The sequence below is a fragment of the Methylobacterium oryzae genome (genome assembly GCF_021398735.1).
Lineage (GTDB): Bacteria > Pseudomonadota > Alphaproteobacteria > Rhizobiales > Beijerinckiaceae > Methylobacterium.
In genome coordinates, this window is record NZ_CP090353.1 from 14,514 (window position 1) to 36,029 (window position 21,516).

Annotated in this window: 22 protein-coding genes, 2 pseudogenes and 1 other annotated feature; of the genes and pseudogenes, 13 read left to right on the top strand and 11 right to left on the bottom strand. The window is 64.9% G+C overall.

Annotated features, from left to right (window positions below):
- Nucleotides 1–12: 12 nt before the first annotated feature.
- Both LXM90_RS31685 and LXM90_RS31690 read right to left on the bottom strand, forming a co-directional pair.
- A complete protein-coding gene (locus tag LXM90_RS31685) occupies nt 13–708 on the bottom strand; it encodes an anti-sigma factor (RefSeq protein ID WP_234083748.1) in 696 nt (231 codons plus the stop codon).
- On the bottom strand, nt 705–1,244 hold the full coding sequence (locus LXM90_RS31690; protein WP_419149879.1) for a sigma-70 family RNA polymerase sigma factor: 540 nt from the start codon (nt 1,242–1,244) through the stop codon (nt 705–707). Before LXM90_RS31690 ends, LXM90_RS31685 begins: the two co-directional genes overlap by 4 nt.
- Nucleotides 1,245–1,439: 195 nt before the next feature.
- Here LXM90_RS31690 and LXM90_RS31695 point away from each other — a divergent pair, with 195 nt between their 5' ends.
- Complete coding sequence (locus tag LXM90_RS31695; RefSeq protein ID WP_205834039.1) at nt 1,440–1,829, top strand: heme utilization protein; 390 nt, start codon at nt 1,440–1,442, stop codon at nt 1,827–1,829.
- 28 nt (nt 1,830–1,857) lie between these two features.
- Here the strand turns inward: LXM90_RS31695 and LXM90_RS31970 are convergent.
- Nucleotides 1,858–2,051, bottom strand: a pseudogene (locus LXM90_RS31970) (hypothetical protein).
- 257 nt (nt 2,052–2,308) lie between these two features.
- On the opposite strand from LXM90_RS31970, the gene LXM90_RS31700 reads away from it, so the two are divergent.
- A complete protein-coding gene (locus LXM90_RS31700) occupies nt 2,309–2,485 on the top strand; it encodes a hypothetical protein (RefSeq protein ID WP_187299610.1) in 177 nt (58 codons plus the stop codon).
- A gap of 598 nt (nt 2,486–3,083) precedes the next feature.
- Nucleotides 3,084–3,326, top strand: a complete 243-nt coding sequence (locus LXM90_RS31705; RefSeq protein WP_042669382.1) for a DUF6522 family protein — start codon at nt 3,084–3,086, stop codon at nt 3,324–3,326.
- Nucleotides 3,327–3,440: 114 nt separating this feature from the next.
- Here LXM90_RS31705 and LXM90_RS31710 read toward each other — a convergent pair whose 3' ends face one another.
- Nucleotides 3,441–3,644 carry a hypothetical protein gene (locus LXM90_RS31710; protein WP_083916010.1) on the bottom strand — a complete coding sequence of 68 codons (204 nt, stop codon included), beginning with the start codon at nt 3,642–3,644 and terminating at the stop codon, nt 3,441–3,443.
- Between the two features lie 2,092 nt (nt 3,645–5,736).
- Here LXM90_RS31710 and LXM90_RS31715 point away from each other — a divergent pair.
- Nucleotides 5,737–5,994, top strand: a complete 258-nt coding sequence (locus LXM90_RS31715) for a hypothetical protein (RefSeq protein ID WP_042669381.1) — start codon at nt 5,737–5,739, stop codon at nt 5,992–5,994.
- Nucleotides 5,995–6,145: 151 nt separating this feature from the next.
- Here the strand turns inward: LXM90_RS31715 and LXM90_RS31720 are convergent.
- From LXM90_RS31720 to LXM90_RS31735, 4 genes and pseudogenes are all read right to left on the bottom strand, one after another.
- Nucleotides 6,146–6,811, bottom strand: a pseudogene (locus LXM90_RS31720) (DUF3800 domain-containing protein); the annotation flags it as partial.
- A gap of 39 nt (nt 6,812–6,850) precedes the next feature.
- Nucleotides 6,851–8,034 (bottom strand): IS3 family transposase gene (locus LXM90_RS31725; RefSeq protein WP_085986785.1). Its coding sequence is split into 2 segments (ribosomal slippage): nt 6,851–7,749 and nt 7,749–8,034, totalling 1,185 coding nucleotides; the frame shifts between segments, so codons are not numbered across the junction.
- 59 nt (nt 8,035–8,093) lie between these two features.
- Nucleotides 8,094–9,110 carry a hypothetical protein gene (locus LXM90_RS31730; RefSeq protein ID WP_205834037.1) on the bottom strand — a complete coding sequence of 339 codons (1,017 nt, stop codon included), beginning with the start codon at nt 9,108–9,110 and terminating at the stop codon, nt 8,094–8,096.
- A gap of 207 nt (nt 9,111–9,317) precedes the next feature.
- A complete protein-coding gene (locus tag LXM90_RS31735; protein WP_042669342.1) occupies nt 9,318–10,880 on the bottom strand; it encodes an ISL3 family transposase in 1,563 nt (520 codons plus the stop codon).
- Nucleotides 10,881–10,979: 99 nt separating this feature from the next.
- Between LXM90_RS31735 and LXM90_RS31740 the strand changes: the two genes are divergently transcribed.
- The 3 genes from LXM90_RS31740 (at nt 10,980) to LXM90_RS31750 (ending at nt 12,093) form a co-directional block, all read left to right on the top strand.
- Nucleotides 10,980–11,297: a hypothetical protein gene (locus LXM90_RS31740; RefSeq protein WP_205834036.1), complete on the top strand. Its 318-nt coding sequence runs from the start codon at nt 10,980–10,982 to the stop codon at nt 11,295–11,297.
- Nucleotides 11,298–11,380: 83 nt separating this feature from the next.
- Complete coding sequence (locus LXM90_RS31745; RefSeq protein WP_042669378.1) at nt 11,381–11,788, top strand: hypothetical protein; 408 nt, start codon at nt 11,381–11,383, stop codon at nt 11,786–11,788.
- Nucleotides 11,788–12,093, top strand: coding sequence for a hypothetical protein (locus LXM90_RS31750; protein ID WP_042669377.1), 306 nt, complete (start codon nt 11,788–11,790; stop codon nt 12,091–12,093). Before LXM90_RS31745 ends, LXM90_RS31750 begins: the two co-directional genes overlap by 1 nt.
- A gap of 562 nt (nt 12,094–12,655) precedes the next feature.
- On the opposite strand, the gene LXM90_RS31755 is transcribed toward LXM90_RS31750, so the two are convergent.
- Nucleotides 12,656–12,853 (bottom strand): hypothetical protein, encoded by a 198-nt coding sequence (locus LXM90_RS31755; protein ID WP_205834035.1) that lies wholly within the window; start codon nt 12,851–12,853, stop codon nt 12,656–12,658.
- A gap of 302 nt (nt 12,854–13,155) precedes the next feature.
- Here LXM90_RS31755 and LXM90_RS31760 point away from each other — a divergent pair, with 302 nt between their 5' ends.
- The 5 genes from LXM90_RS31760 (at nt 13,156) to LXM90_RS31780 (ending at nt 18,004) form a co-directional block, all read left to right on the top strand.
- Nucleotides 13,156–13,917: a hypothetical protein gene (locus tag LXM90_RS31760; protein WP_234083728.1), complete on the top strand. Its 762-nt coding sequence runs from the start codon at nt 13,156–13,158 to the stop codon at nt 13,915–13,917.
- A 127-nt stretch (nt 13,918–14,044) separates the two neighbouring features.
- Complete coding sequence (locus LXM90_RS31765) at nt 14,045–14,791, top strand: CHASE3 domain-containing protein (protein WP_128083305.1); 747 nt, start codon at nt 14,045–14,047, stop codon at nt 14,789–14,791.
- A 288-nt stretch (nt 14,792–15,079) separates the two neighbouring features.
- Nucleotides 15,080–15,310 carry a hypothetical protein gene (locus LXM90_RS31770; RefSeq protein ID WP_042671662.1) on the top strand — a complete coding sequence of 77 codons (231 nt, stop codon included), beginning with the start codon at nt 15,080–15,082 and terminating at the stop codon, nt 15,308–15,310.
- A 145-nt stretch (nt 15,311–15,455) separates the two neighbouring features.
- On the top strand, nt 15,456–15,599 hold the full coding sequence (locus tag LXM90_RS31775) for a hypothetical protein (protein WP_205834033.1): 144 nt from the start codon (nt 15,456–15,458) through the stop codon (nt 15,597–15,599).
- Nucleotides 15,600–16,775: 1,176 nt separating this feature from the next.
- Nucleotides 16,776–18,004 (top strand): IS3 family transposase gene (locus tag LXM90_RS31780; RefSeq protein WP_091713013.1). Its coding sequence is split into 2 segments (ribosomal slippage): nt 16,776–17,064 and nt 17,064–18,004, totalling 1,230 coding nucleotides; the frame shifts between segments, so codons are not numbered across the junction.
- Nucleotides 17,057–17,173, top strand: a sequence feature (AL1L pseudoknot). It overlaps the preceding gene by 117 nt.
- Before the next feature lie 507 nt (nt 18,005–18,511).
- Here LXM90_RS31780 and LXM90_RS31785 read toward each other — a convergent pair.
- Nucleotides 18,512–18,739, bottom strand: coding sequence for a hypothetical protein (locus LXM90_RS31785; protein ID WP_205834032.1), 228 nt, complete (start codon nt 18,737–18,739; stop codon nt 18,512–18,514).
- Nucleotides 18,740–19,072: 333 nt separating this feature from the next.
- Nucleotides 19,073–19,498, bottom strand: a complete 426-nt coding sequence (locus LXM90_RS31790; protein ID WP_205834031.1) for a hypothetical protein — start codon at nt 19,496–19,498, stop codon at nt 19,073–19,075.
- A gap of 329 nt (nt 19,499–19,827) precedes the next feature.
- On the opposite strand from LXM90_RS31790, the gene LXM90_RS31795 reads away from it, so the two are divergent.
- A complete protein-coding gene (locus tag LXM90_RS31795; RefSeq protein ID WP_042674874.1) occupies nt 19,828–21,312 on the top strand; it encodes a methyl-accepting chemotaxis protein in 1,485 nt (494 codons plus the stop codon).
- The last annotated feature ends 204 nt before the right edge of the window (nt 21,313–21,516 follow it).

Genomic DNA, 21,516 nt, shown 5'->3' on the forward strand with positions numbered 1-21,516 from the left:
GCGTCGCCTTCCTCATTCGGGGATGAGCTTGCCCGTGTAGACCACTGGTCCGGTTGGCTGCCCGGTTGGGGAGCCGCCAGTGGGCTCGACTGAGACCGCGATCACCCCGTCCGGCGACGTCCCCTGAGGGAGTGTCACCCGGCTTGGGCCCGCACCGACGAGACCGAGCGGCTTCGGCCCTTCGGCTCCGACATACCACAGCTCCAAGTTCCGGCCGGCGGGTGCCTCGGCACCGACCGGTCTGACCTGCGCCGTGCCGGTGCGCGTATCGACGCGAACGATCAGCGCCGGTAGTGCTCCGCCACCCTGAACCACCGCGAGGTAGCGGCCGACGTCCTGCTTCGGACGCAACCCCACCGCCACGAACAGCGCGAGACCAGCTGCCAGCAGTCCGGCGCCAGCAGCCACGGTCCGCCACCGCCACACCTGCCGGCGCAAAGCGGCAAGCTGGTCCGGCAGTTCAGAAAGAGAGCCAGGGAGCGACCGCAACAGCGCCGCGCGGACCCGCGGCGGCGGCGACACGGACGGGATCGCATCGAGCAAGGGCGCCAGCCGCCCCTCCCACGCCCGAACACGGCTTGCCGCGTCAGGGTCGATGGCAAGCTCGCGCTCCAGCTCCGCCCGCTCGTGAGCGTCGAGGGTTCCGATCACGTACTCGGCTGCGCGTAGGTCGGGATCCGGAACGGCCTCGCCGCTGCCGCTGCTCACGACACTGTCTCCAAACAGGACTTCAAGGCGCCCAGGGCTCGGTGCAACCAGGTCTTGATCGTGTTGACCGGACGATCGTAGCGCTGAGCCAACTCCTCTCGCGAGTAACCCTCGCAGTAGGCCAGCACCACGCAATCCCGGTGCGCTGGCTCCAGCCGTTGGAGACAGGTGCTGAGCGCGTCCCGATCCATAAACGTCTTCGCGTCATCCTGGGGGTCCATCAGCCGCGCCACCCAATCCTCGCCTTCGTCCTCTGCGGGGCCCTGCACCTCGGCCGCGCCTTTTCGCCGCAAGCTGTCGATCGATCGATTGCGCGCGATGGCACACAGCCACGGAAGCGGGCGCCCACTTGCGGGATCGTAGCTTCCGGCCGCCTGCCAGATCCGCAAGTACGCATCCTGCAAGACGTCCTCGGCCAAGGCTCGGTCCCTCTGGATACGCAGGATGATGCCGAAGAGTTTCGAGCTGGTCAGGTCGTAAAGTTGGGCGAGCGCTGCGGCGTCGCCGCGGCCGACCTCAGCGAGCAATCCTCGCATTGCATCTTCGTCGGCCAAACCCACCACTCAGCTTCTACGCGCGGCTGCTCAAGATGCCTCGTACCTTCTCAAATCCTAATTTCAAACCGCCCTTCGGTCCGATGGCATGCTGAGCAGCTTCTGAAACTATCTAGCCGACGTTTCCGTTCTGCGATGGCGTAGCCGACCTCGGCGGCGCAATCTCCGGAGCAGTCTGTGGCACGTATCTCCATCCTGATCCTCGCGGCTTGCCTGATGGCAGGCGCTTTCCACCCAGCAGATGCCGCGACGAAGAAGGTGCAGGTGCCGAACCAGTTCGACGGCTCCTGGACGATCGTCGCCACCACGACTGAGGGGCCCTGCTCGGCCAGCACGAGCTATCAGGTGCAGATCAAGGACAGCGACGCCTCGATCCCCGGCGAGGAAGTCGACATCGATGGCGGTGTGTCGACGGTTGGCGCCGTGCAGGCCACGATCACCCAAGGCTCGAACAAGGTGCCGATCGCCGGCAGTCTGACCGCGAAGGGCAGCGGCAGCGGCACTTGGCGCACGTCTGGTGGTTTGGTCGAGTGCAGCGGCAGCTGGAGCGCGAAGCGTTCTAGCTAGGCATTCTATGACGAATGCCGCACGGCCTTCACGGAGCGGAGAGGCGCTTCGTGTTCGCAGCCCCGTGCTCACGGTAGCGGGTGATGACTGTTTCGGGCGAGCCGCCGAGAATCAGCGTCGTCATTGCCTCGCCAGCGGCGTGCGCTTTCTCGGTCACCATTGACTGCATCTCGGCCCGGCCCTCGCGCCCCCCGCGAGGCGGACCATGCGCAGCTCGATCACGCGCTAGGACTCGATCGTCAGCATTTTCGATGAAAAGATGGGATTATACACGATAAAACACCGGAATTAGGCAGGAGCACTACCAATCAACGCGGCGTGAGCACCCGTCGGTCCTGCCTAAAAATGGAGCGATAATACGCCACACCCCAAAAAAACTTATGAAACGGCAACTCAATACGCCGGACTTCGTTCGATTTGTAGCATAATGCTCCCCGTCGCGCCTCATTCGGCGGTTCCTCCGACGAAAGGCTTCGCCCATGGGCAGCGGCATCTCTCTGTTATTTCTCGCGCTCGGCACGATCGGCGGTGTCGGTTTCCTCGCATTGGCTGCTCGGAAGCAGGTCGCCAATTTGAAGGGCGACCCGGAACGCTCCAACCTCATCAAGGATCACGGCGGCGAACCACGCCGGAATATGCCGGGGACCGAGCATTGAAACCGCGATGATCGCGCTTGAGACGTTCCCGATCCTCGACTCTGCCCCGCCGCCCGATCTGATCACGGGCCGGCGGGGCTTGGTGCTGTTCCTCACGGTCGGGGCCGGTACGCGACGCGGCCCGAGATGCAGGATGGGGGAGGGCGGTTGGCTGCGCCTCAACGCTTGACCGCGAGATGATCCCAGATCGGGAAGGCTCAGGCGCTCTTCAGGTTGGCGGCGCTCTCCTTGCCGCTGCGCCGGTCTGACTCGACGTCTTAGGAGGTCTGCGGTCACTCGAAGCGATGTGCATCCAATTACGCGTGAGAAAGTTGATCTGGATAAATTAGCAATCGTTGGTCCATAAGGATTTTATCATGCTGGCTCAGCTCGGGGTTTTGCCTGAAGACGTTCAAAGATTTGCTGCGCTTGCACGGGCTAAGATTGACAAGCGACTCGACCAGATCCCGGAGAGGACGAGACCACAATTTTGGGCCATCATCGCGAAGGTATATGGCCAAGGTCTTACAAGAGACGCGGTGCCTGCAAACCGCCTCCAAGCGCCGCTGAAGATCGCTCTCAACTTCGCACCTGCCGCCAAGCTGATCAGGGCTACCCCATGCGATTAGAGCGCAACGAGCGCGGCGACTGGATGCTCGATCCTGAGCAGCTCCACTCCCGGCTCATGATCGATGCAGGCCTCATGCGGCAGAAGATGAGGCTCGGCCTTGTCACCAGCCGGATCGAGAAAGGCATCGATGCAGATGTTGGCAAGTCGCGCGTAACGATAAAAGTCGCCAACTCGACCTGGGAAGGCATCTTCGACGAGGCCGGATACTTGATTAACGAAAGGATGATATAGTTTTATCTGCGCTCGGCGTTCATAACCATAGCGAGAGTGGCTATTTTTCACTGGGCGCCACGTCACTGCCGGCCGATGGGCTACTGTGGTAGTAGGCCGTTCTGGTTCAGAATGTTAGCTTCCGATCTGGCCTACCACGCGCTCGATCTCGTCTACAGCGGCCTTGATCGTTTCGGACAGCTTCTGCAGATCCTCGACTTTTACGCGGCCAGGTTTTTCCTTCGTCCACCAAATGCCGTCGTCGATCACGCCCAGCACGCGACCTAGACGGGTATGCTCATGCTTGAGTGATGCGATGAAGTCAGTACTGGTTTTCACAGAAATCCATCCTCTTGGCCGTCTTTATACAGCATTGAAGGTGCAAGAGCGAGGCTCGGTGACGCTCCCACGGCGAGGACCGAGGACGCGACGTGGCCCGAGGCACAGGATGCCGGCGCACCGTTCGTCGTTCCTCAGCAGCGATCCTCGGCCGGATCCCGGATCAGGATGTTCGGTCATCTCCGAGTAGGGATGCGGCTCAACTCAGGGCATTTGGATGAGGAGTCGATGTTCCTGTGAACCCGCTCGCATTGAACCGACACCCCCCGTGTCCCTTGCGATGCATCAAGCCCAGACGACTCCTCCCGGTGTAGGTGCCGAAGACGTAGACCGGCCCATGACAGGCGCTGCAGCGCTTGGGCTCAGAACGATGTTGGTTGTGCGCCTGCGCGATGGTGAGCGTCCGCCACTCGCTCGCGACCCGGATTTGGCACGTCAAAGGCTGAGCTCGTTTCATCATCGGACCGTTTCATAAAAAGTCGTCTGGACTGAGGCGGAAGGGTCGTCCTCGCTGGCTCTGCGCGATTTGGAGCGAAGCCACTCAGTCGTCCTCTCACGGATGGCGCGGCGGCTCCCCATGAGAGATATGATCAGCTTCAAGCCGAACCCCCACAAGCTGCGGGTCACCCCATCCTCGAAAGAGCCGGGCCGGTAGTCGGTTCGCTCTTTCGGCTCTGAGGGGAGCTTCAGAGGCGGACGGCGACGTGGCCTTCCGGGAGATCACCGCTCAGTGGCAGAGTGCTCGCTGAGCCCTGCCACCGAGCCGCCATTTCGGGCAGTGGCGCCCTTTCGCTAGCTCGTGATTGCCCTTCCGATATCCGGCAAAATGCTCGCCACAACCGACCGGCATGGTCGACCGTATGACTCTGCCAGAAATATGATCGCAGATCGTTAAAACAACCGACAAGCTTGAATATTTAGCGTGATTGCTGGGAACTATGCTGGAATATTTATGTTGAGATAGGCCTGGACAGAAAGGACCGCTCACGAATGGGCGGTTCAAGTCTAGGGAGGAAACGCCCCGAAAGGGGCTGCGGTGCAGCATGCGCACCGCATTACATCAATCGCCGGTTCGTGACTCTGTTCACGGCCGGTGATTTTTGCATTGCTGTCGGATGGAGGCCCAAATGGATAGCCATACGCGGGTGCCATCGCATCACGATCCAGATCTCGGGTTTCGCTGGGCAATTTACACCCTACTCGCGACTGCGGTAGTGGTAAGGTTTGGACCGGCGGTCAGCTACATGCTACCATGATCGCTACGGTGCCAATGCTGGACAGATCGCGTTGTCATTTTACGCGACGCGTGAGGTCATGCGGTGCAAGCACTTTCCTATTCCGTCCGTGCACTTATCTTCTCGCCCGACGGTGAGCTGCATTTGGAGCGCCCGGCCGAGACTTATGCCACATCCGCTGAGGCGCGCGTGGTTTGCAACGAGGTGCTTGCGGCCCATCGGGCCGGCTTAATCGAGTCGCTTGTGCAGGTCCATGACCCGTGCGGTGGTCGGGTCGATACCTGCGACGACCGCTAACCGTGTCTTCAGTCGGTGCTCAGGCTGCATAAGCCGTATAACCGGACTTGCTGCCGGTAAGTGGCTCATGGTCGAAAGAATGGCTCCAGGCCGCTTCCCCGTTTAGAGGGCCGCGCCTTATCGCTGGCTTGTGATTGTCCAGCCGCTCATGGAAACACTCTCGCCACAGTCCGACGACATGATCGCAGTATGACCTTGCCAACCGTACAAGCTCTCGGACTCATGGCCTGCGCCGTGATCGCATCCGCCATCTATCTGGCGACCCTTGTGCACGGCGTCAGATCCGAGAGTAGCGGCTCACGCTAGGAGAGCGCGACTGCGACGGCGAGGCCGCACCGAGGCCAGGGGGGTAGGCCATAGAGCTGCTCTGCCGTCGCTCGGCCCTCCGACCGATCGCTGACGGCAGCGTGCCCCCGCATGGTTAACGGCCCTTCAACGGGTGTTGCTCTGTTCGCGTCTGCCCGTGACATACGGCCGATTGATGCCGGTGTTCTCGGTCACCCACCTCGCTATGTTCTACACCCGTTCCATATCCCCGCAGGACGATGAGGGGCGGCAGAATGGCGAGGCGAGGGGTCTTCGTGCGGGCCGAGGAGGTGGCCTTCTTGGAGGAGGTCCGGCGGTGGCGGCAGCAGTGCGTCCTAGTCCTCACGAGGGCCAAGCCGCAGGGGCCGCTCTACATCGCGACCTCGAAGGTGATCGAGGCGATCGACGATGTCGCCGAGGTGGTGACCGGCGACCGGCGGACCTTCTATCAGCGGGACGCGACCACGCCTGGCGAGGCCCTATCGCCCGTTAAGTGGCGCACGGCGGAGTAGGTCCTCCACACTCAGCTTGATCGCCAAGAGCAGCACGCTGCGGCCTCCGTGAGCATCGACATCGGCTGCCAGGAGGCCCATATTGTCCTCAGGATTGGGGATATCCCGGTCGGCAAGGGGGTTCCGGGTTCGCCCGGACCCCTTTGTTTTTTCAGGGGAACATCTTCAACCCGGAATGGCCGGTCAGCTTGGGGATGAGCACCTCGAACGCTCGGTTCGGCTGAGTGGGTCGGAGAGCCCGCAATCCGCAGGGGCGGGCCACGAGATCCGCCAACTGTAGCCCGGCAGCGTTCGCATCCTTGCGCGCGAACACCGGCTCGAACCGAGCGTAGGAGAAGTCGGGCGAACGGTAGCCCCAGTTGGCTTGGTTCGCGGTGATCCGACGAAATTCCAACTCCAACTCGGCGTCCTCGTTCTTGCCCCGGCTCTCGAACACGACGTGGACGAGCCGCCCCTCCTGCTCGTGACGCTGGAGGCAGTTGAGCAGACGTTCCATGCAGAAGCGCAGCGCGATCTCGTAGGGGCTCCACGGGTTCGCGTACTTGGCCTTGAGCCTGAGCTTGTCGATGGTCCCGACGCAGAGGCGGAATGGGGCCGCGCTGATCATCCCCGTGAGGTCAGCCATGAAGTCGGCGTTGGTGGCTGGGTCCGCCAGCATCGCGAAGGGACCAATCTTCTTCCGGATGTCGCGCTCGTGGAACACGACCTGATCGTGGCCCCAGTAGGCGAACTTGAGCCGCTGGAGGGCAGGCGTCACCGTACCCACGTACTCGTCACGGGTCATGACGATGAAGGCGAGCGCGAAGATGGGGTAGCCCGCGTCTGATCCTCCCTCGGTGTCGCGGACACAGAGAGATCATTTCGTGGTCCTCTCGGCTTGCTCGGGCGTAAGATAGCCGAGTGCCGAGTGGATGCGTTGCCGATTGTAGTAGCCCTCGATGTAGGCGAACAGATCGCGCCGCGCTTCATCCCGGGTCGCCCATCGTCGTTGATGGACGAGCTCGACCTTGAGTGTGTGGAAGAAGCTCTCCATCGGGGCGTTATCGTAGCAACAGGCGGTCCGACTCATGGACGGCCTGGCCCCCATTGCGGCGAGCTGCTTCCGATAGGCCTCGGCCGCGTACTGGCTGCCGCGATCCGAGTGGCAGATGAGCCCGGCGGCCGGCCGCTGCCGCTGGGCGGCCATCATCAATGCCGCTACGCTCAGCTCAGCGCGCATGTGATCGCGCATCGACCAGCCGACGATCTTGCGCGTGGCCAGATCGAGGACGGCGGCCAGATACAGCCAGCCCTCGCCGGTCGGCAGGTAGGTAATATCGGCCAGCCAGACCGTGTTTGGCCGCGCGGCCGAGAAGTCCTGCTTCAGGAGGTTTGGGGCGATCGGAAGATCGTGCCGGCTGTCGGTCGTACAGGGCCGGAACCGACGCCCCGCCAAAGCACGGATGCCGTGCCGGCGCATGAGGCGCTCCACCCGTCCGCGGCTGACAGACCGGCCCTCGGCCCGCAGGGCGGCATGCACGCGCGGGGAGCCGTAGCGCCGGTGATGGGCGGCATGGATGCGCCGGACGTCGTCCAGGAGTTGGCGGTTGGAGGCCGAGCTGGCGCTCTCAGGCCGTGACCGCCATCCGTAGAAGCCGCTGGGTGAGACTCCGAGCACGCGGCACATGAGACGCACCGGCCAGGTCCGCGCATGCTGCTCGATGAAGGCGAAAGTCACTTGGGCATCTCCGCGAAGATGCCGATGGCTTTTTTTAGCACGTCGCGCTCCATGCGCGTACGGTCGAGCTCACGCCGCAGGCGGGCGATCTCGGCGGCCTGATCGGACGGCGAGGCGACCGGGCTTGGTGGCGCACTCCCCGTCGATCCGGCCGGCCGCGGCCGGGGTAGGGCCCCGTTCAGCGTGGCGCGCCACTGCCTCAGCATCGAGGGCTGGATCCCGAGCTCGGCCGCGACCTGCATCTGTGGCCGGCCGCTGCTCTCCAGCAGGGCGACCGCTTCGCGTTTGAACTCGGGCGTGAACTCGCGTCTCGTCTTCGCCATCCGACACCTTCCCCGCTCAGCATGAGCGTATCAGAGGTGTCCGCGATGCCGAGGGAGGATCACACGGCCTGCTGTGTCATCTGGCGCACCCGCTGCGCATCACGCACGGCCCGCACGAGGGCATCAGGCAGGACACCGCCGGCATATTCGCTGAGGGGAGCGCCGACCTGTCGCCACTCGCCGCCTCCGAGCAGGTCAGGGTGCTCGAAAACCCCTTCTTCCGGCAGAGGCAGCGCGACGGCACGACCGGGCGGGATCGCCCTTACCTTGGCTCCGGGCGTATGCCCGACAGCGCCGACGCTCAGGCTCGGGCGGGGCTTCCTCGCTGGACCCTGGGCGGTCTGTTCTGCGACGTGAGACTGGCCCGTCACGGGCTCTAGATACTTCGTATCTGGTGACGACGAAACAGTCTCACGGTCCCGGATCTGGGCGGGGAGGGTGCCGGCCTGCTGCTTCCGGAAATAGGTCGCCCGGCTCATGTTGAGCGCGACCCACGGCTCTAGTTGAGCCTTCGATTGCTCCCGGGGCGTTGCCCCTTTGGCGATCCGGCGGGCCTTCGCCTGTTCGGCCTTCCGAGCCCGCTGATAGGTCGCGAACTTCCGAGCCGTCATGCCGGCCGGCCGAATGCGCGTGACCCGCAGCCGCTCCCGTTCGTCCGTCTTGAGCCGCAGAAGGTCGCCCAGATCCTGCGCGGACCACCATAGCCGTTGCCGCCCGTCGCGCTCCTGGGCTTCGGCAAGGCAGCCGCGGATAGCTCCCAGATCGAGGCGGGGGACGGCAGCCCGGCACCAGTCGGTCACGTGACGCTCAAGGTCGTCCGCGAGGAAGCCACCGGCCTTTGTGACGATCCAGGGGAGGGCGGCCCGGAGGTAGGTTTCGCCATCGTCGGTATCGCACGGGCCGAGATGCCGGCCGTGGATCACGGATCCGATCTCGTGGAGCGTCTGTCGGTCGCCCGTCCAATTTGAGCGCCTGTTGCGCGGGGCTCGGATCTTCCGCTCAAGGGCAACTGCCTGGCTCTGCGCCTTGGCCCGCTCTACCGCCTCGGCGGCGATGCGGTCCCAGATATCGAACATCCGTGGCGGTTCGAGATCTTGGCGCCCCATCATGCCGCCTCAAGGTCAAAGCTGAGCTGGATCGGCTTCCGGTACGGTGCTCGGGCGGGACGAGGCGGTCCGCGATCGTCCAGCGCCCGGCGGGTGTGGTTGATCAGTGAGACTAATTCGTCGTGGCCCCTGAATGTGTTTAGGCGTGGAATAAGGGCTCTGACGCACTTTCGCTGATCATCCGGAGGTCAATCCGATCAGGCGAGCTTGCAACAGGTCGATCTTGCCGCGGCCATACATCTGGCGCTTTACCAGCTTGAGTTTGGTGATCTGCCCCTCTGTCTGGCCGTTCGACCATCGCAACGTGATCGCTGTCCGAACCGCAGCTCGGTCCTGACCGACTCCGCGGGCGAACGAGGCGACGAGGCCTGTGCCAGCACGCGTGAGCCACCCTTCGAGCCTGTCCGGCGCCATCGCCCGAACCATCGTCTGGAAAGCGCCCACCACCTCGCGCGCCTCAACCAGCGCCGGCACGCCGTCCTCGACGGCAGCCACGGTCAGCGTCTCCGCCTTGGTCAAGCGGTCGCGACCTGTCGTCAGCCATCGCGCCAGAGTTCGTGCCGACGGCACACGCTGTAGCCGTTCGATCTGGGCCTGCTCCGCGCGTCGACGCCGCGTTGCCCATTCCCCGACCACGCGCAGCGATCCTCGGAAGCCTTGTCCCTTCGCCCTGCGCCAAAGCTCGGTCGCGTTGCGGCTGCCAGCATCCCACTGGGCATCGAGCCAGGGCAAATGGGCATCGAGCGAACTCTGGCGGACGCGGAAGACGTCGGTACGCTCCCCACGCAGGACCGCACGCACCACCTTACGGCTGTGGCCAAGACGTTGGCAGATCCGGCGGATCGGAACGCCTGCCTCGGCGAGCGCGCGGATGGCCGCGTCCGCCTCCTTCCGCCGCAGGTAACCCTCGTACTGGATGCGCTCGGCCGCAGTGAGCAGCGCCGGATCGATTGTGGCTGCGCCGACGACCTCGCGAACCTGTCGCATCGACCTGCGCACGGCATCGAGGAAGCCACGGCTGGCGTTCTCCATGAGGTGCCACCGGTCGGCGACCTGGATGGCCTGCGGCAGAGCACGGGCAATGGCCTCGCCATATCCACCCCCGCGGTCGCGGGCGACGATCTGGATCGAGCCGTTCATCTTCAGCCAAGTCTGTGCGGTAGCCCGCTCGCGGTCGGGCAGGAGCGCTACGATGCGGCGGCGTTCGAGATCGCAGACGAGGGTGCCGTAGCGGTGATTGCGCCGCCAGGCGAAGTCGTCGATGCCGATGACGCTGAGTGGATCGGAGTGTGTCGCCGCCCGACGGCGGATCACGCGCAGGAGCGTATCTCGACTGACGGGCAGCATGAGACGCTGGGCAAGCCCCGCACCGGGCCGACCACCGAGTGCGAGCCCGAGGTGATGGACGATCTGCTCCAGCCGTGAGGTGCGCCGAGCGAAGGCAGGCAGGACGTCGTTGGAGAAGCGCTCGGCGAAGATCTTCCGCCCACAGGCCGCTGCGTCACACCAGAAGCGTCTCACCATGACTTGGAGTTCGACGCGCCGACCACCGAGCGGCAGGTCGGCGGCACGGCGCTGGTAGCGGCTTTGGATGCGACGTGACGAGGTCCGGCAGTCTGGGCACGTCGCCGTCGCAGATCCGGACCTCACGACCAGACCAATCCGATCGGTGCCGACATCGAGGTGATCGACGACGAATCCGGCAGGTACGAGGCTCGACGGTCTGAAGCGAGGGCGCATGCTGCAGCTCCATCGTGGATATCCTCAACCTCAACGCCGCCGGCATCAGCGAAAGTGAGTCAGAGCCCCGATTGGAAGCCGATCCGGGGTCCCGTTCCGATGCCGTTTGACAGCCAGAGCGCCGAGGCTGCGACGACGGCCTTTGCCGCGTCCGTCGCGGGGCGCTGCATGACGGACGCCGAGCGGATCCAAGAGGACGCCATCGAGCGGGATCGACGGGCCACCCGCGCGGCGGTCTGGGCCACAGTGCCGACCACTGCCGAGGGCCGTGCCGCGCTTGTCCGGTATGCGGCCTTCCAGGCGGAACTGGCCTTCGGCGCCGACTGGCGAGCCAAGGCCCGGCAGGAGTTCTGCGGCGACTTCCTCGTGGCTGCGCTAGCTGCAGTTGAGGCTGAGACGGAGCGCGGAGAGGCCTGACCCCTCCCGCCTTCCCGTAGCCGTGCGTACCGCCCCGGCCGGATCCTGCCAGGCATTCCCCCCACATCCGAGATTAGAACACCATGGGCGACGTGCTCACCTTCACCCCGCGTCCGAAACCGACCGCTCCGGAGGCCCTACCGCCGCTCGCTGGGGCCGACCTACGCGCCAGCCTTGAGGAGGCAGCACAGACTGCCCTGGACGCAGCAGACCGCATAATCGCCGTCCTTGACCGCATGGACGGCGATGCGGACCACGAGGACGGTGGGGACGCTGAGCCCTCGTTGGCCGCTCCCGAGAACCACGAGGGCAGCCAGGTCGTCTACATGCGCGGCGGTGATCGAGACGGTGAGGCCGATACTCCTGAGACCGTGCTGCCGAAGGTGCCGGTCGATCCGCAACCGGTGGCCGAGATCCTGCCCTGGCGCGGTCGCGGCAACGTCATCGCCGCGGCCGGCTCGTTTCTCGTCGACCTGTTGGAGCGGGCCTGATGCCGACTGCAATCCCGATCCGGCCGGCGCCCGAGAGGTGCCTGTCGTGGCCGGATACCGCCCGCCTGCTGATCCTGGTGGCGCGGGTGCGCATTTTGGACCTCGAGATGCACACCGTGGTTCGACACGGCTCCGGCTTCGCCGACGACCGGCTACTGCACCTGATGCGGCGGTGGCTGGCGCAGCACGAGGCGATTAGCGCCCTGCTGCCGGGCGTGGCGGAGCCCCGGCACGTCGCCGAGGTGCGAGCGATCCTGCAGGTCCCTAATTCTCGTCCGGAGCCTGAAGATCGTCGCGCTTTGTGAGCAGATCATCGAGATGTCGCCGGTAGATTTCGATGCTCGCTCGTTCGCGGTTCGCGCCTTCGGTCGACAGATTTGGATCACTTAGAGCTTGGGTTGAGATCCGAACGCTGTCCCGTAAAATGGCGATCTCTCGCTCGACCTTTTCAAGTTCGGTCATAATCGCCCCAACGTTGACCCAGCCGTGCGACTCGCTCGCTGACGATTATAGCAGCCGCGAACCTTCCCGCGGCTCTCCTTATTGGCGTACCTTGTACCGAACGGGGGCAGGGGTACGCCAATGACCGAGCGGCGAGAACTGTACCGAAGCCCGAACGGAGATACGTGGTATCTCGGACGCGAGCCGGAGAACGGCCGAGCCTTTGTGATCCATCAGCCGAATGCTCCGTCTGGCGGCCGGCTGTCTCACATTGAGCTGGGCGCGTTCCTGCGGGGAAGCGCCGGCGGGCCAGAACACCAAGCTTTGCTCCGTCTGATCGGAACACTCGTGGGAGTTCCACCATATGGAGATGGCGCCTGAAGCCAAGCTGCGAGGGGCGCGACGTTGCAGGCAGTGCCGCGTCCCTTAGTCCTCTGCCAAGAAGCGTAGATCGTCCCGCAACGTCAGAAGCGCGCAGAGGCGCCGGCCGAATAGATCGAGCCCGGCGTGCTCACGGTCTATGGCCTCCGGCGTGATGTTGGGGTCCGCTATCGCGAGCCTTGAATAACGGACGCGCGCCCGCAGCAAGGCGATGTCGCGCTCAACGCTCTCAAGCTCGGTCACAGGTCCCTCAACGTTGACTTAACCGTGCGAGCCGGACGACATGGGGTGTTCCGGTCTGACACGCCTCGGCGAGTCGTGCGCCGGCAATTCAGGAGATGCAGCCAGCCGCGGAACTGAGACCCTGAAAAGCCAACAGCCCCGTCCCGGCAAGGACGAGGCTGCTGAAAACCTGGGGCCTGTGAGGGCCGAGTCACTTCCTCTCACAAGCCAGATCTCCCACCGGGAGTCAAGACGGAACCCGTTTCCGTCAACGGGAAGGCTTTGCCTGGACCCTAGCCGCGGCCCGTGAGGGACCGGGACCGATGTTTCACGCCACCATGCGGTCGGCGATCGACGACGCACGGACACTCGCGCAGCTCGACAGCCTGTCGCGCACCATCTGGCAGGCCCACGCTGCCGAGACCGTGACGGACGCCGAGGCACAGGGGCTGGCCGAGGCGCTGCACACCCGTAGGGCTGCGATCCGCGAGGCCGTGGTGCCCGTCGGCATCCCGCTCGGCCGAGTGACGCTCTTTCCGCCGAAGCGCCTCCAGCGGGCTCCTGAGCGATCTGTAGCGATCGAACGGCGCCGACAGCTGGCCTGCTCCGGCCCGATGCCCCCCGCGCTCGCCAGCAGGTTCACCACCGGGCAGCTCGCGGTCCTGCGCGTCGTCGGGGATGAGATGGCACGTCACGGCGCCTGTGGGCTGTGTATCGACGCCATCGCGGCGCGGGCGGGCGTGTGCCGCCGGCTTGCCCAGGCTGCAATCCGGCTGGCCGAGGGCGACGGGCTGCTGACCATCCAGGAACGGCGCCACCAAGGCCGCAAGTCCGACCCGAATGTGCTCCGGATCATTAGCCGAGAGTGGCTGCAGTGGCTCCGACGGGGAGGGCGATCTGCAGCCCCGGCGCTGCTGGGCAGCATAGGGTGCAAAACGATGCACCCCACGGATAAGGGAGATCCACAAAGGCAGGTTGTGGATACGGAACCGAAGAAGGGCTGCCGGGGGGCAGCGGTCGACTTCGGCCGAAGCGATCCCGTGAGAATTCTCGCGGGCGGTAGGACGGGCCGAGCTATGCGGTGACGGTCTGCGGCCGGACGGTTTGACGAACGCGGCGACGAGCCCTCGCCGGGCCTGAGCGGCATTCGATGGTCTTGCCAACGAGGCCGATGTGTCGGCACTGCAAAGCTCGCAGTGCGGAGGATGCAACTTGGAAGGTCGTCCCATTCACCGCCTCGCCGGATCTCGCGAGACCGCCGCGATGGTCGTTGGGTTCGCCTTACTCATTCTCGCCGGCTTAGCCGCTGCCGCTGCCGCTCTGGCCAGCGCGGATGCTGATGCGTGGGCCGTGCACTCCGCTGAAGTGCGGCGAGCCGAGGCGCGTCTATCTCGGCTCATTCAAGAGGCGGAAACAGGCCAGCGCGGCTTCCTGCTCACCGGCGACCTGACTTACCTCGACCCGTTCACGACCGCTCGCCGCGAGTTGCCGGCTGCCGAGGCGGAGCTGCGGTACCTCACGGGTGACAACGCAGAGCAACAAGCTCGGTTAGATCAAGTCCGACCCATCATCAGTGAGAAAGTTGCCGAACTCGCACGAACGACCGAACGCATGCAGGCGGGGGACCAAGCGGGAGCGCTCGCCATCGTGCGTACCAACGCCGGACGCGACCTGATGAGGCGTATCCGGGCGACCGTCGCCGAGTTTGATCGAGCAGAGATAGAACTGCAGGCTACACGCGCCGAACGAGCTGCATTCCGCCGGTCGATCCTAGTTGCGGTTATTGTTATCGCCCTGTTTCTAGCTGCAGCCCTCGCCTGGCTATTCATTAGGACCGACCGGCATCGCACCCGCCAACTTCGGTCCGCGAACGATGCGCTCCGCGATGAGATCCTGCAGCGCGAGCGAGCCGAGGCACAGCTACACGCGCAACGCCTTCTTCAACAACGGGAAGCTTGATCCTGGCGTGCGCCTGATCAGCAAGCCGTTCACGGTTTCCGACCTCGGTCTGGAGCTTCCGGGGGCATTGGAGGGGAAGCATCGTGGATAGATCACCCGCTTCGATGCGCCCCTGTGTGGCGGCGCACAAAACCCGGCGAACGATCGGCAGAGTATGCCGTTGAGAGGTCACAGCCGGCCAAGCGCAGCCGCCGCGATCAAGACCGCCAGACCGACGATCTTCCTCACGCGACCCGACTGACCGGATGGCTTCCTCGTGACGTCAAACGGACACGCATGGAGATCGTCATGAAGCTGCACTTGCTCGCCGCTGTCGCCCTGGTTGCCGTCGCCACCCCCGCTCTGGCGCAGGGGATCGACAGCAAGCACAGCCCCTACCCGGCTTCCGCTTACTCGGGCTACGCCGGCAATGCCTCGGTGGTCCTGCCGGAGATCTCGGTGACCCACTATCGGCCGGCGCTCGCCTACCGGTACTCTGGCCAGCACGCAGGTGGCCCGGCCGACGCCCTCGCCCGCTAACGGTGTAGGATGGTCGGGACAGCCTCAATGGCTGCCCGGCCTGTGGGCTGCAGGTGTTCTTCACGATCTCGCCGTGTTCAGCGCGCCTTCTGGGCGCACGGGCGGTGGCGGACCGCTGATCCCACTCCGTCAGAGGGTGCACCGCATGCTGAACACCATCCTGGCGCTTCTCGCTGTGCTCGCCGTTATGGCCGCGCACGCTCTCTACAAGCTGGTGCGGCTGCCCTTCCGGCTCTTGCGTGGCCTATTCCAGCACAGCTCCAAGCCTGCTCGGGTGACGGCTCACTGATCGGATTTGGGCATCATCTAGTCAGGCCGAGTTGCGTATCGGCCTACGCTGGTAAGATCGGACGCTCCCCTGCCCCGTGAGCAGATCGGGGCGGGGCCGAGCGGCCGATGCTCGGGAGCCTCCTATAACGGACGAGCCTGGCCAGACGCTGTCGGTCGAGGAGCTCGACCAGCCGGCCCGCAAGCTGTTCACCGGAGGTACCGGCTGAGAGCCCCGAGGCAAAGGCGGGGCGGGCTCTTGAGAGGCCGACGAGGTAGCCGGAGAAGTGCTGCCCGGCATACCCGATTGGCTGTTGGGCGACGACGGGGGACACCGACAACGATAGTGGCGATTGAGACACTGACGGCGCAATCGCTACCTTTCCCCTAAATGAAGTATTGAACTCCGTAAATAAACGTGCGAGCTGAACATCAGTTCGCGGACGGGCGTATTTCTCCGTCCAGGATTGATTTCATGCACCCTACAATTTCAGTCGGCACGCGACAGCGTGGGCCGCATAGTAATTATCGTGCCGTGGCCCTGGCCAATGTCCGATGGTTCAGAGAAATGGCATGGCGCGCCCTCCGCGACGGCAGCCCGCAAGGGCTTCTTCGGGCCGCCAATGCTCGGGCTGCAGCTCGCATCCTGCTGCGGCAGGCAAGGCGAGACGCTTTGGTCAATCGGCTGGTGACGGACGCCTTGGCGGTTGGCGGGTAGTTAATCAGCGTCGGCCGATCCGCGCTGTGAACAAATCGGGGCGGGGCCAAGCGGCTGTCAGGCAAGCGCCTGAGGGTGCGGTGACGACGTTCCATTGTACGTATCAGGCTTGAGCGGGCAGCCGGTATGCGATCGGCGGTGCTGCAGCCTTAGACTGCCGGTGCCGATATAGCTCCCCGCTACAGTCATCTGGCCATGACATGCAGGACAGCGCTTCTGCGTCGTTGTGTGAAGAGTACGGGCCTTCACGAGGCTGGTAGGGTGCCACACCCCATTCAATTTTACTTCGCACGTCTGCTGGCTGTCTGTCAGCATGCTTACTCCGTACGGAGGGGCTACGTCGATCCGCGATCGAGCAAGTACGTTTGCCCCGACAGGGTTAACCACTCGTTCCCACGCTTGGCATGCACCTCAACCTCAACCGTGTTGGTGAATCGCCCCGGGATTTTCGGAGGCTCCAACTCTTGAGAGACTGGAGCCATGACGAAGCATACCCCACCCTTTTCCCCTGAGGTTCGCGAGCGGGCAGTCCGGCTGGCCCGGGAGCATGAGAGCGAGCACGGTTCGCAATGGGCCGCGATCCAGTCGATCGCGGCCAAAATCGGTTGCTCTGGCGAAACGCTGCGCAAGTGGGTCCGTCAGGCCGAGCGCGACCGGGGCGTGCGGGCCGGACCGACGACGGATGAGCGCGAGCGGATCAAGGCGCTGGAGCGGGAGAACCGCGAGCTCCGGCAGGCCAACGAGATCCTCAGGAAGGCGAGCGCGTATTTTGCCCAGGCGGAGCTCGACCGCCGGTTCCGGTCATGATCGCCTTCATCGACGATCATCGTGCGCTCTACGGGGTCGAGCCGATCTGCAAGGTTCTGCCGATCGCCCCGTCGACGTACCACGCCCATGCCGCGCGACGAGCCGATCCCGGGAGGCTGTCGGCTCGAGCCAAGCGGGACGCGGCACTCATGGTCGAGATCCGGCGCGTGTACGAGGCAAACTTCCGGGTCTACGGCGTGCGCAAGGTCTGGCGGCAGCTCGCCCGCGAAGGGATCATTGTGGCGCGCTGCACGGTGGTCCGGCTGATGCGAACGATGGGCTTGGCTGGCGTCGTCCGGGGGCGGAGGGTTCGCACCACCGTTCCCGATCCGGCGGCGGCCTGCCCGCTCGACCGGGTCAATCGACAGTTCAGGGCCGAATGCCCGAACCGGCTATGGGTGGCGGATTTTACCTACATCGCCACCTGGGGCGGCTTCGTCTATGCGGCCTTCGTGATCGACGTCTTCGCCCGCCGGATCGTGGGCTGGCGTGTGTCGCGCTCGGCCCGGGCCGACTTCGTGCTCGATGCCTTGGAGCAGGCCCTGCACGAGCGCCGCCCCTTCGCCGGCAGCGGCCTCGTCTGTCACTCGGATCGCGGATCGCAATATGTGAGCATCCGCTACACCGAGCGCTTGGCCGAGGCGGGCGTCGAACCCTCCGTCGGCAGTGTTGGCGACTCGTACGATAACGCTCTCGCCGAGACGGTGATCGGCCTGTTCAAGGCGGAGGTCATCCATCGACGCGGGCCGTGGCGGTCCTTTGAGGCGGTCGAGTACGCCACGCTGGAATGGGTGGACTGGTTCAACCACCGTCGGCTGCTCGAACCAATCGGCCACATCCCTCCCGCCGAGGCGGAGGCACGCTATTATGCCCAGGCCGAGGTCCAAGCCTTGGCCGCCTGAGCCAAACCAAACGGCCTCCGGAAAACCCGGGGCGATTCATGGCTCAGCGCGGCCGGATGGTTAAGCCAAGCTATGGTGTGGAAGCGCACCTGAGAGGGGAAACGAACTTACTTATGCGCGCGATACAATCTGCGAGCGGTTGTACGCTGCGGTGCAGGTGCATAGGTCAGGAGCGTGATACCGCGATGGCGTCGCGGTCTTGCAGCCCTTCCCAAGGGCGTTTCCTCCCAAGACTTTGGGCCGCTCCTTCGGGAGTGGCCTTTTTTGTGCCTGCGGGCGTACAGGGTCGCTGACGGCTGCACCCTCACCTACTATAAGTCCGGCTCTCCCCTGCTGATGTGCCCGAGGCGTTCGCGACACCACACGGCGCTGTTGTGGGCGGACGCGCGACGACAGGTAGGTGCGGACCAGTTCTCCGCTCCTGACCCGTGAAGCCTAGGCCGGGCTGTTGCGCGAGGGTCGGCGCGGCGGGGGAGCTGGACACCGCAAGCGCCGGCTCACGGCCCATTATTGCAGGCGAGACGAGCCGGTGTTGGCCCTGATCCAGTTGGGCGCCAGGATGTCGCCGCTCTCGGTGATGATCCAGGGCTTGGCGTCCTCAGCGTCGATCGCCTCGGCTGCAGCGGCCAGCGCCGCGCGCAGTGTCGAGAAGCTGCGAGCGTCGGCGACGTGAGCCGGCGCATGGCCAGGCCACACGGTGAGTTCGGCGGGCTTGTCGAGGTCGGCCAGGGTCATCGGTTCGCTAGGGTTCACGGCGGGCGGGGCTTATGCCGCGGGGCTGAGGTCGCTGGTACCGGGTCGGGCGCTTGTGGCCCGGGGGATGGCTATGCGCGGATCCGCATTGCCAGGAGGGTCAGGCCGTCCTCGGTCCCGGCCGGGGAACACGCACCTCAACCATCTGTCCGGTGATTGGGTTGAGGATCAGCATGGCTGCGTGTCTCCGGTGTGTGTGCCGGTAGAACGTCGTCACATCGCGGTAGGATCGAAGCGATCCGAGCAATTGCGCGGAGTTGGTGAACCGTTCGTTTACTCTGCCGCAGCGGTGGTCAGGGCGCGGCCGATGGCACTCTACGCGTAGGGGCCGCCGAACAGGTCCCCGAGCGCCTTTCGCCGGAATAGCGTCCGCCACCGCCGCCTCTGATGCTCCGGCCTGTCGTGGATCATGTGGCACCGCTGGCAGAAGGCTGCGAGGTTGGCATCCGCGTTGTTCGAGGTGTCATGGTCCCGGTGGGCAGCGGCCAGCACGACCCGCGTCCGGCGCACCCGACTGAGGATATCGGCCTCTACCGCGATCCGGATCCGCTTGCCCCAGCCATCGCGCCATCGGCCGGCATCGGCATCCCACCAGCGCCCATCACCCAGGTGGTAGACCGTCCGCCCGTGCGGCCGCCCGCAGCCCTCGCAGCAGCCTTTCGCCCGCTCGAACCGGATCACGGCCGAGAGCTGCGCCCAGTCGATAGGGTAGAAGAAGCGGTGCTCGGGCCGGATCGGCATGGGACGCTTTGTGCCACCGGTCCGCGAAGAAGCGTAGCGGCAAGGTGGGGCACTGAGATGCCGAAAGCTGCGCTGCACGCGCAAAATTTGATTTTCAAGCGCAGGTTGATTTTTCTAGATCACAGCTTTGTGATTATTGATTTTAAACGATAATTCCACCCACCATGGGGTTAGTATAAGTATTTATTGTGATTTTAACCAAAAATTAATACTTGAGCGCAATTGTATTGTGCATCTCACAACGTGCCGGGAGCACGGTAGCGGATCATTCCGTTGCCCGCTGACCGATCTGATTGCCGAGCAAAGATAGCTCTGGGAGGAGTACGATCATGTTCGGCGGAACCCGCGGAACTGCGGATCAAGCGGCCAAGCTCGACGCGCTCGATCGCTCGCAAGCGGTCATCGAGTTCCAGCCTGATGGTACGATCCTCACGGCCAACGCCAATTTCCTGACCGCCATGGGCTACACCCTGTCCGAGGTGCAGGGCCAGCACCACGCCGTGTTCGTGGAACCGGGCTACCGCGACAGCGCCGAGTACCGCGCGTTCTGGGAGACTCTACGCCGAGGCTCGTTTCAGACCGCCGAGTTCAAGAGGCTCGCAAAGGGTGGTCGGCATGTCTGGATCCAGGCGAGCTACAATCCCGTGCTCGATCGCTGTGGTCGTGTCGTGAAGGTCGTCAAGTTCGCCACCGACATCACAGCGCAGAAGCTGCGCATGCTCGACCTGGAGGGCCAGATCGCCGCCCTGCACCGTTCGCAGGCCGTGATCGAGTTCGATCCGACCGGCACGATCGTCGATGCCAACCAGAACTTCCTCGACGCGATGGGCTACCGCCTCAATGAGATCCGGGGCCGGCACCACAGCCTGTTCGTAGATACCACCGAGCAGGCAGGGGTCAGCTACCGCGAGTTCTGGGCGCGTCTGGGCCGGGGCGCGTTCGCCGGCGGCGAGTTCCGCCGCATCGCCAAGGGCGGCCGCGACGTCTGGATCCAGGCGACCTACAACCCGATCCTCGACGCCAGCGGCTGCGTCCTCAAAGTGGTCAAGTTCGCCGCCGACATCACCGCTCAGGTCCAAGAGCGCCACCGGCGCATCGCGGCGCAGCGGGCAATCGGCGTCGACCTCGACGCGATCGGTAGCGCGGTCGAGGGCACCAGCCGCCGGACCGCGGAGGCCGTCGAATTGGCCGGTCGGGTCTCCGGCGACATCCAGAGCGTGGCCTCCGGCGCCGAGGAACTGTCGGCCTCGGTGGGCGAGATCAGCCAGCAGGTCAGCCGCGCGGCGCGAATGGCCGGGGAGGCCGTCGAGCAGGCCCGGCACACCAGCACCATCGTCGAGGGCCTGAGCGGGCAGGCGGCGCAGATCGGCGACGTCGTGACCATGATCCAGGGCATTGCGGCCCAGACCAACCTGCTCGCGCTCAACGCTACGATCGAGGCGGCCCGGGCGGGTACGGCCGGCAAGGGCTTCGCGGTCGTGGCCTCGGAGGTGAAGGCGCTGGCCGAGCAGACCGCCAAGGCCACGGATCAGATCCGCGACCAGATCACCACGACGCAGGCCACCACGCGCGAGGCCGTGGCGGCGATCGGCTCGATCCAGGGCACGATCCGGGCGCTCGACGAGATCTCGGCGGCGATCGCGGCCGCCGTCGAGGAGCAGTCGGCGGTAACCCAGGAGATCTCCGGCAGCATGCACACGGCTGCGCGCGGGGTCGGGACCATCACGGGCGGCATGGCGGCGATCGCGCGGGCCAACGAGCAGGTCGACGCAGCCACTCGCCAGGTGCGCGAGGCGGCGCACGCGGTCTGCTAAGGAGTTCAACACCTCGAATGATCAGCGGCTGACTGAGCTGGCGTCATCCGATGACGTCGCCGGGTCAGCCGATGGCACGGCCAAAGGCCTGCCGCAGCTTGGTCGTTTGTGTCTTGCGTCGATCCGGTATGGATAGGGGGCCTCTCATACGGAGGCGCACCTATGTCGGACGAGAACGAGACCCCCGAACCTACCCCGAGACGT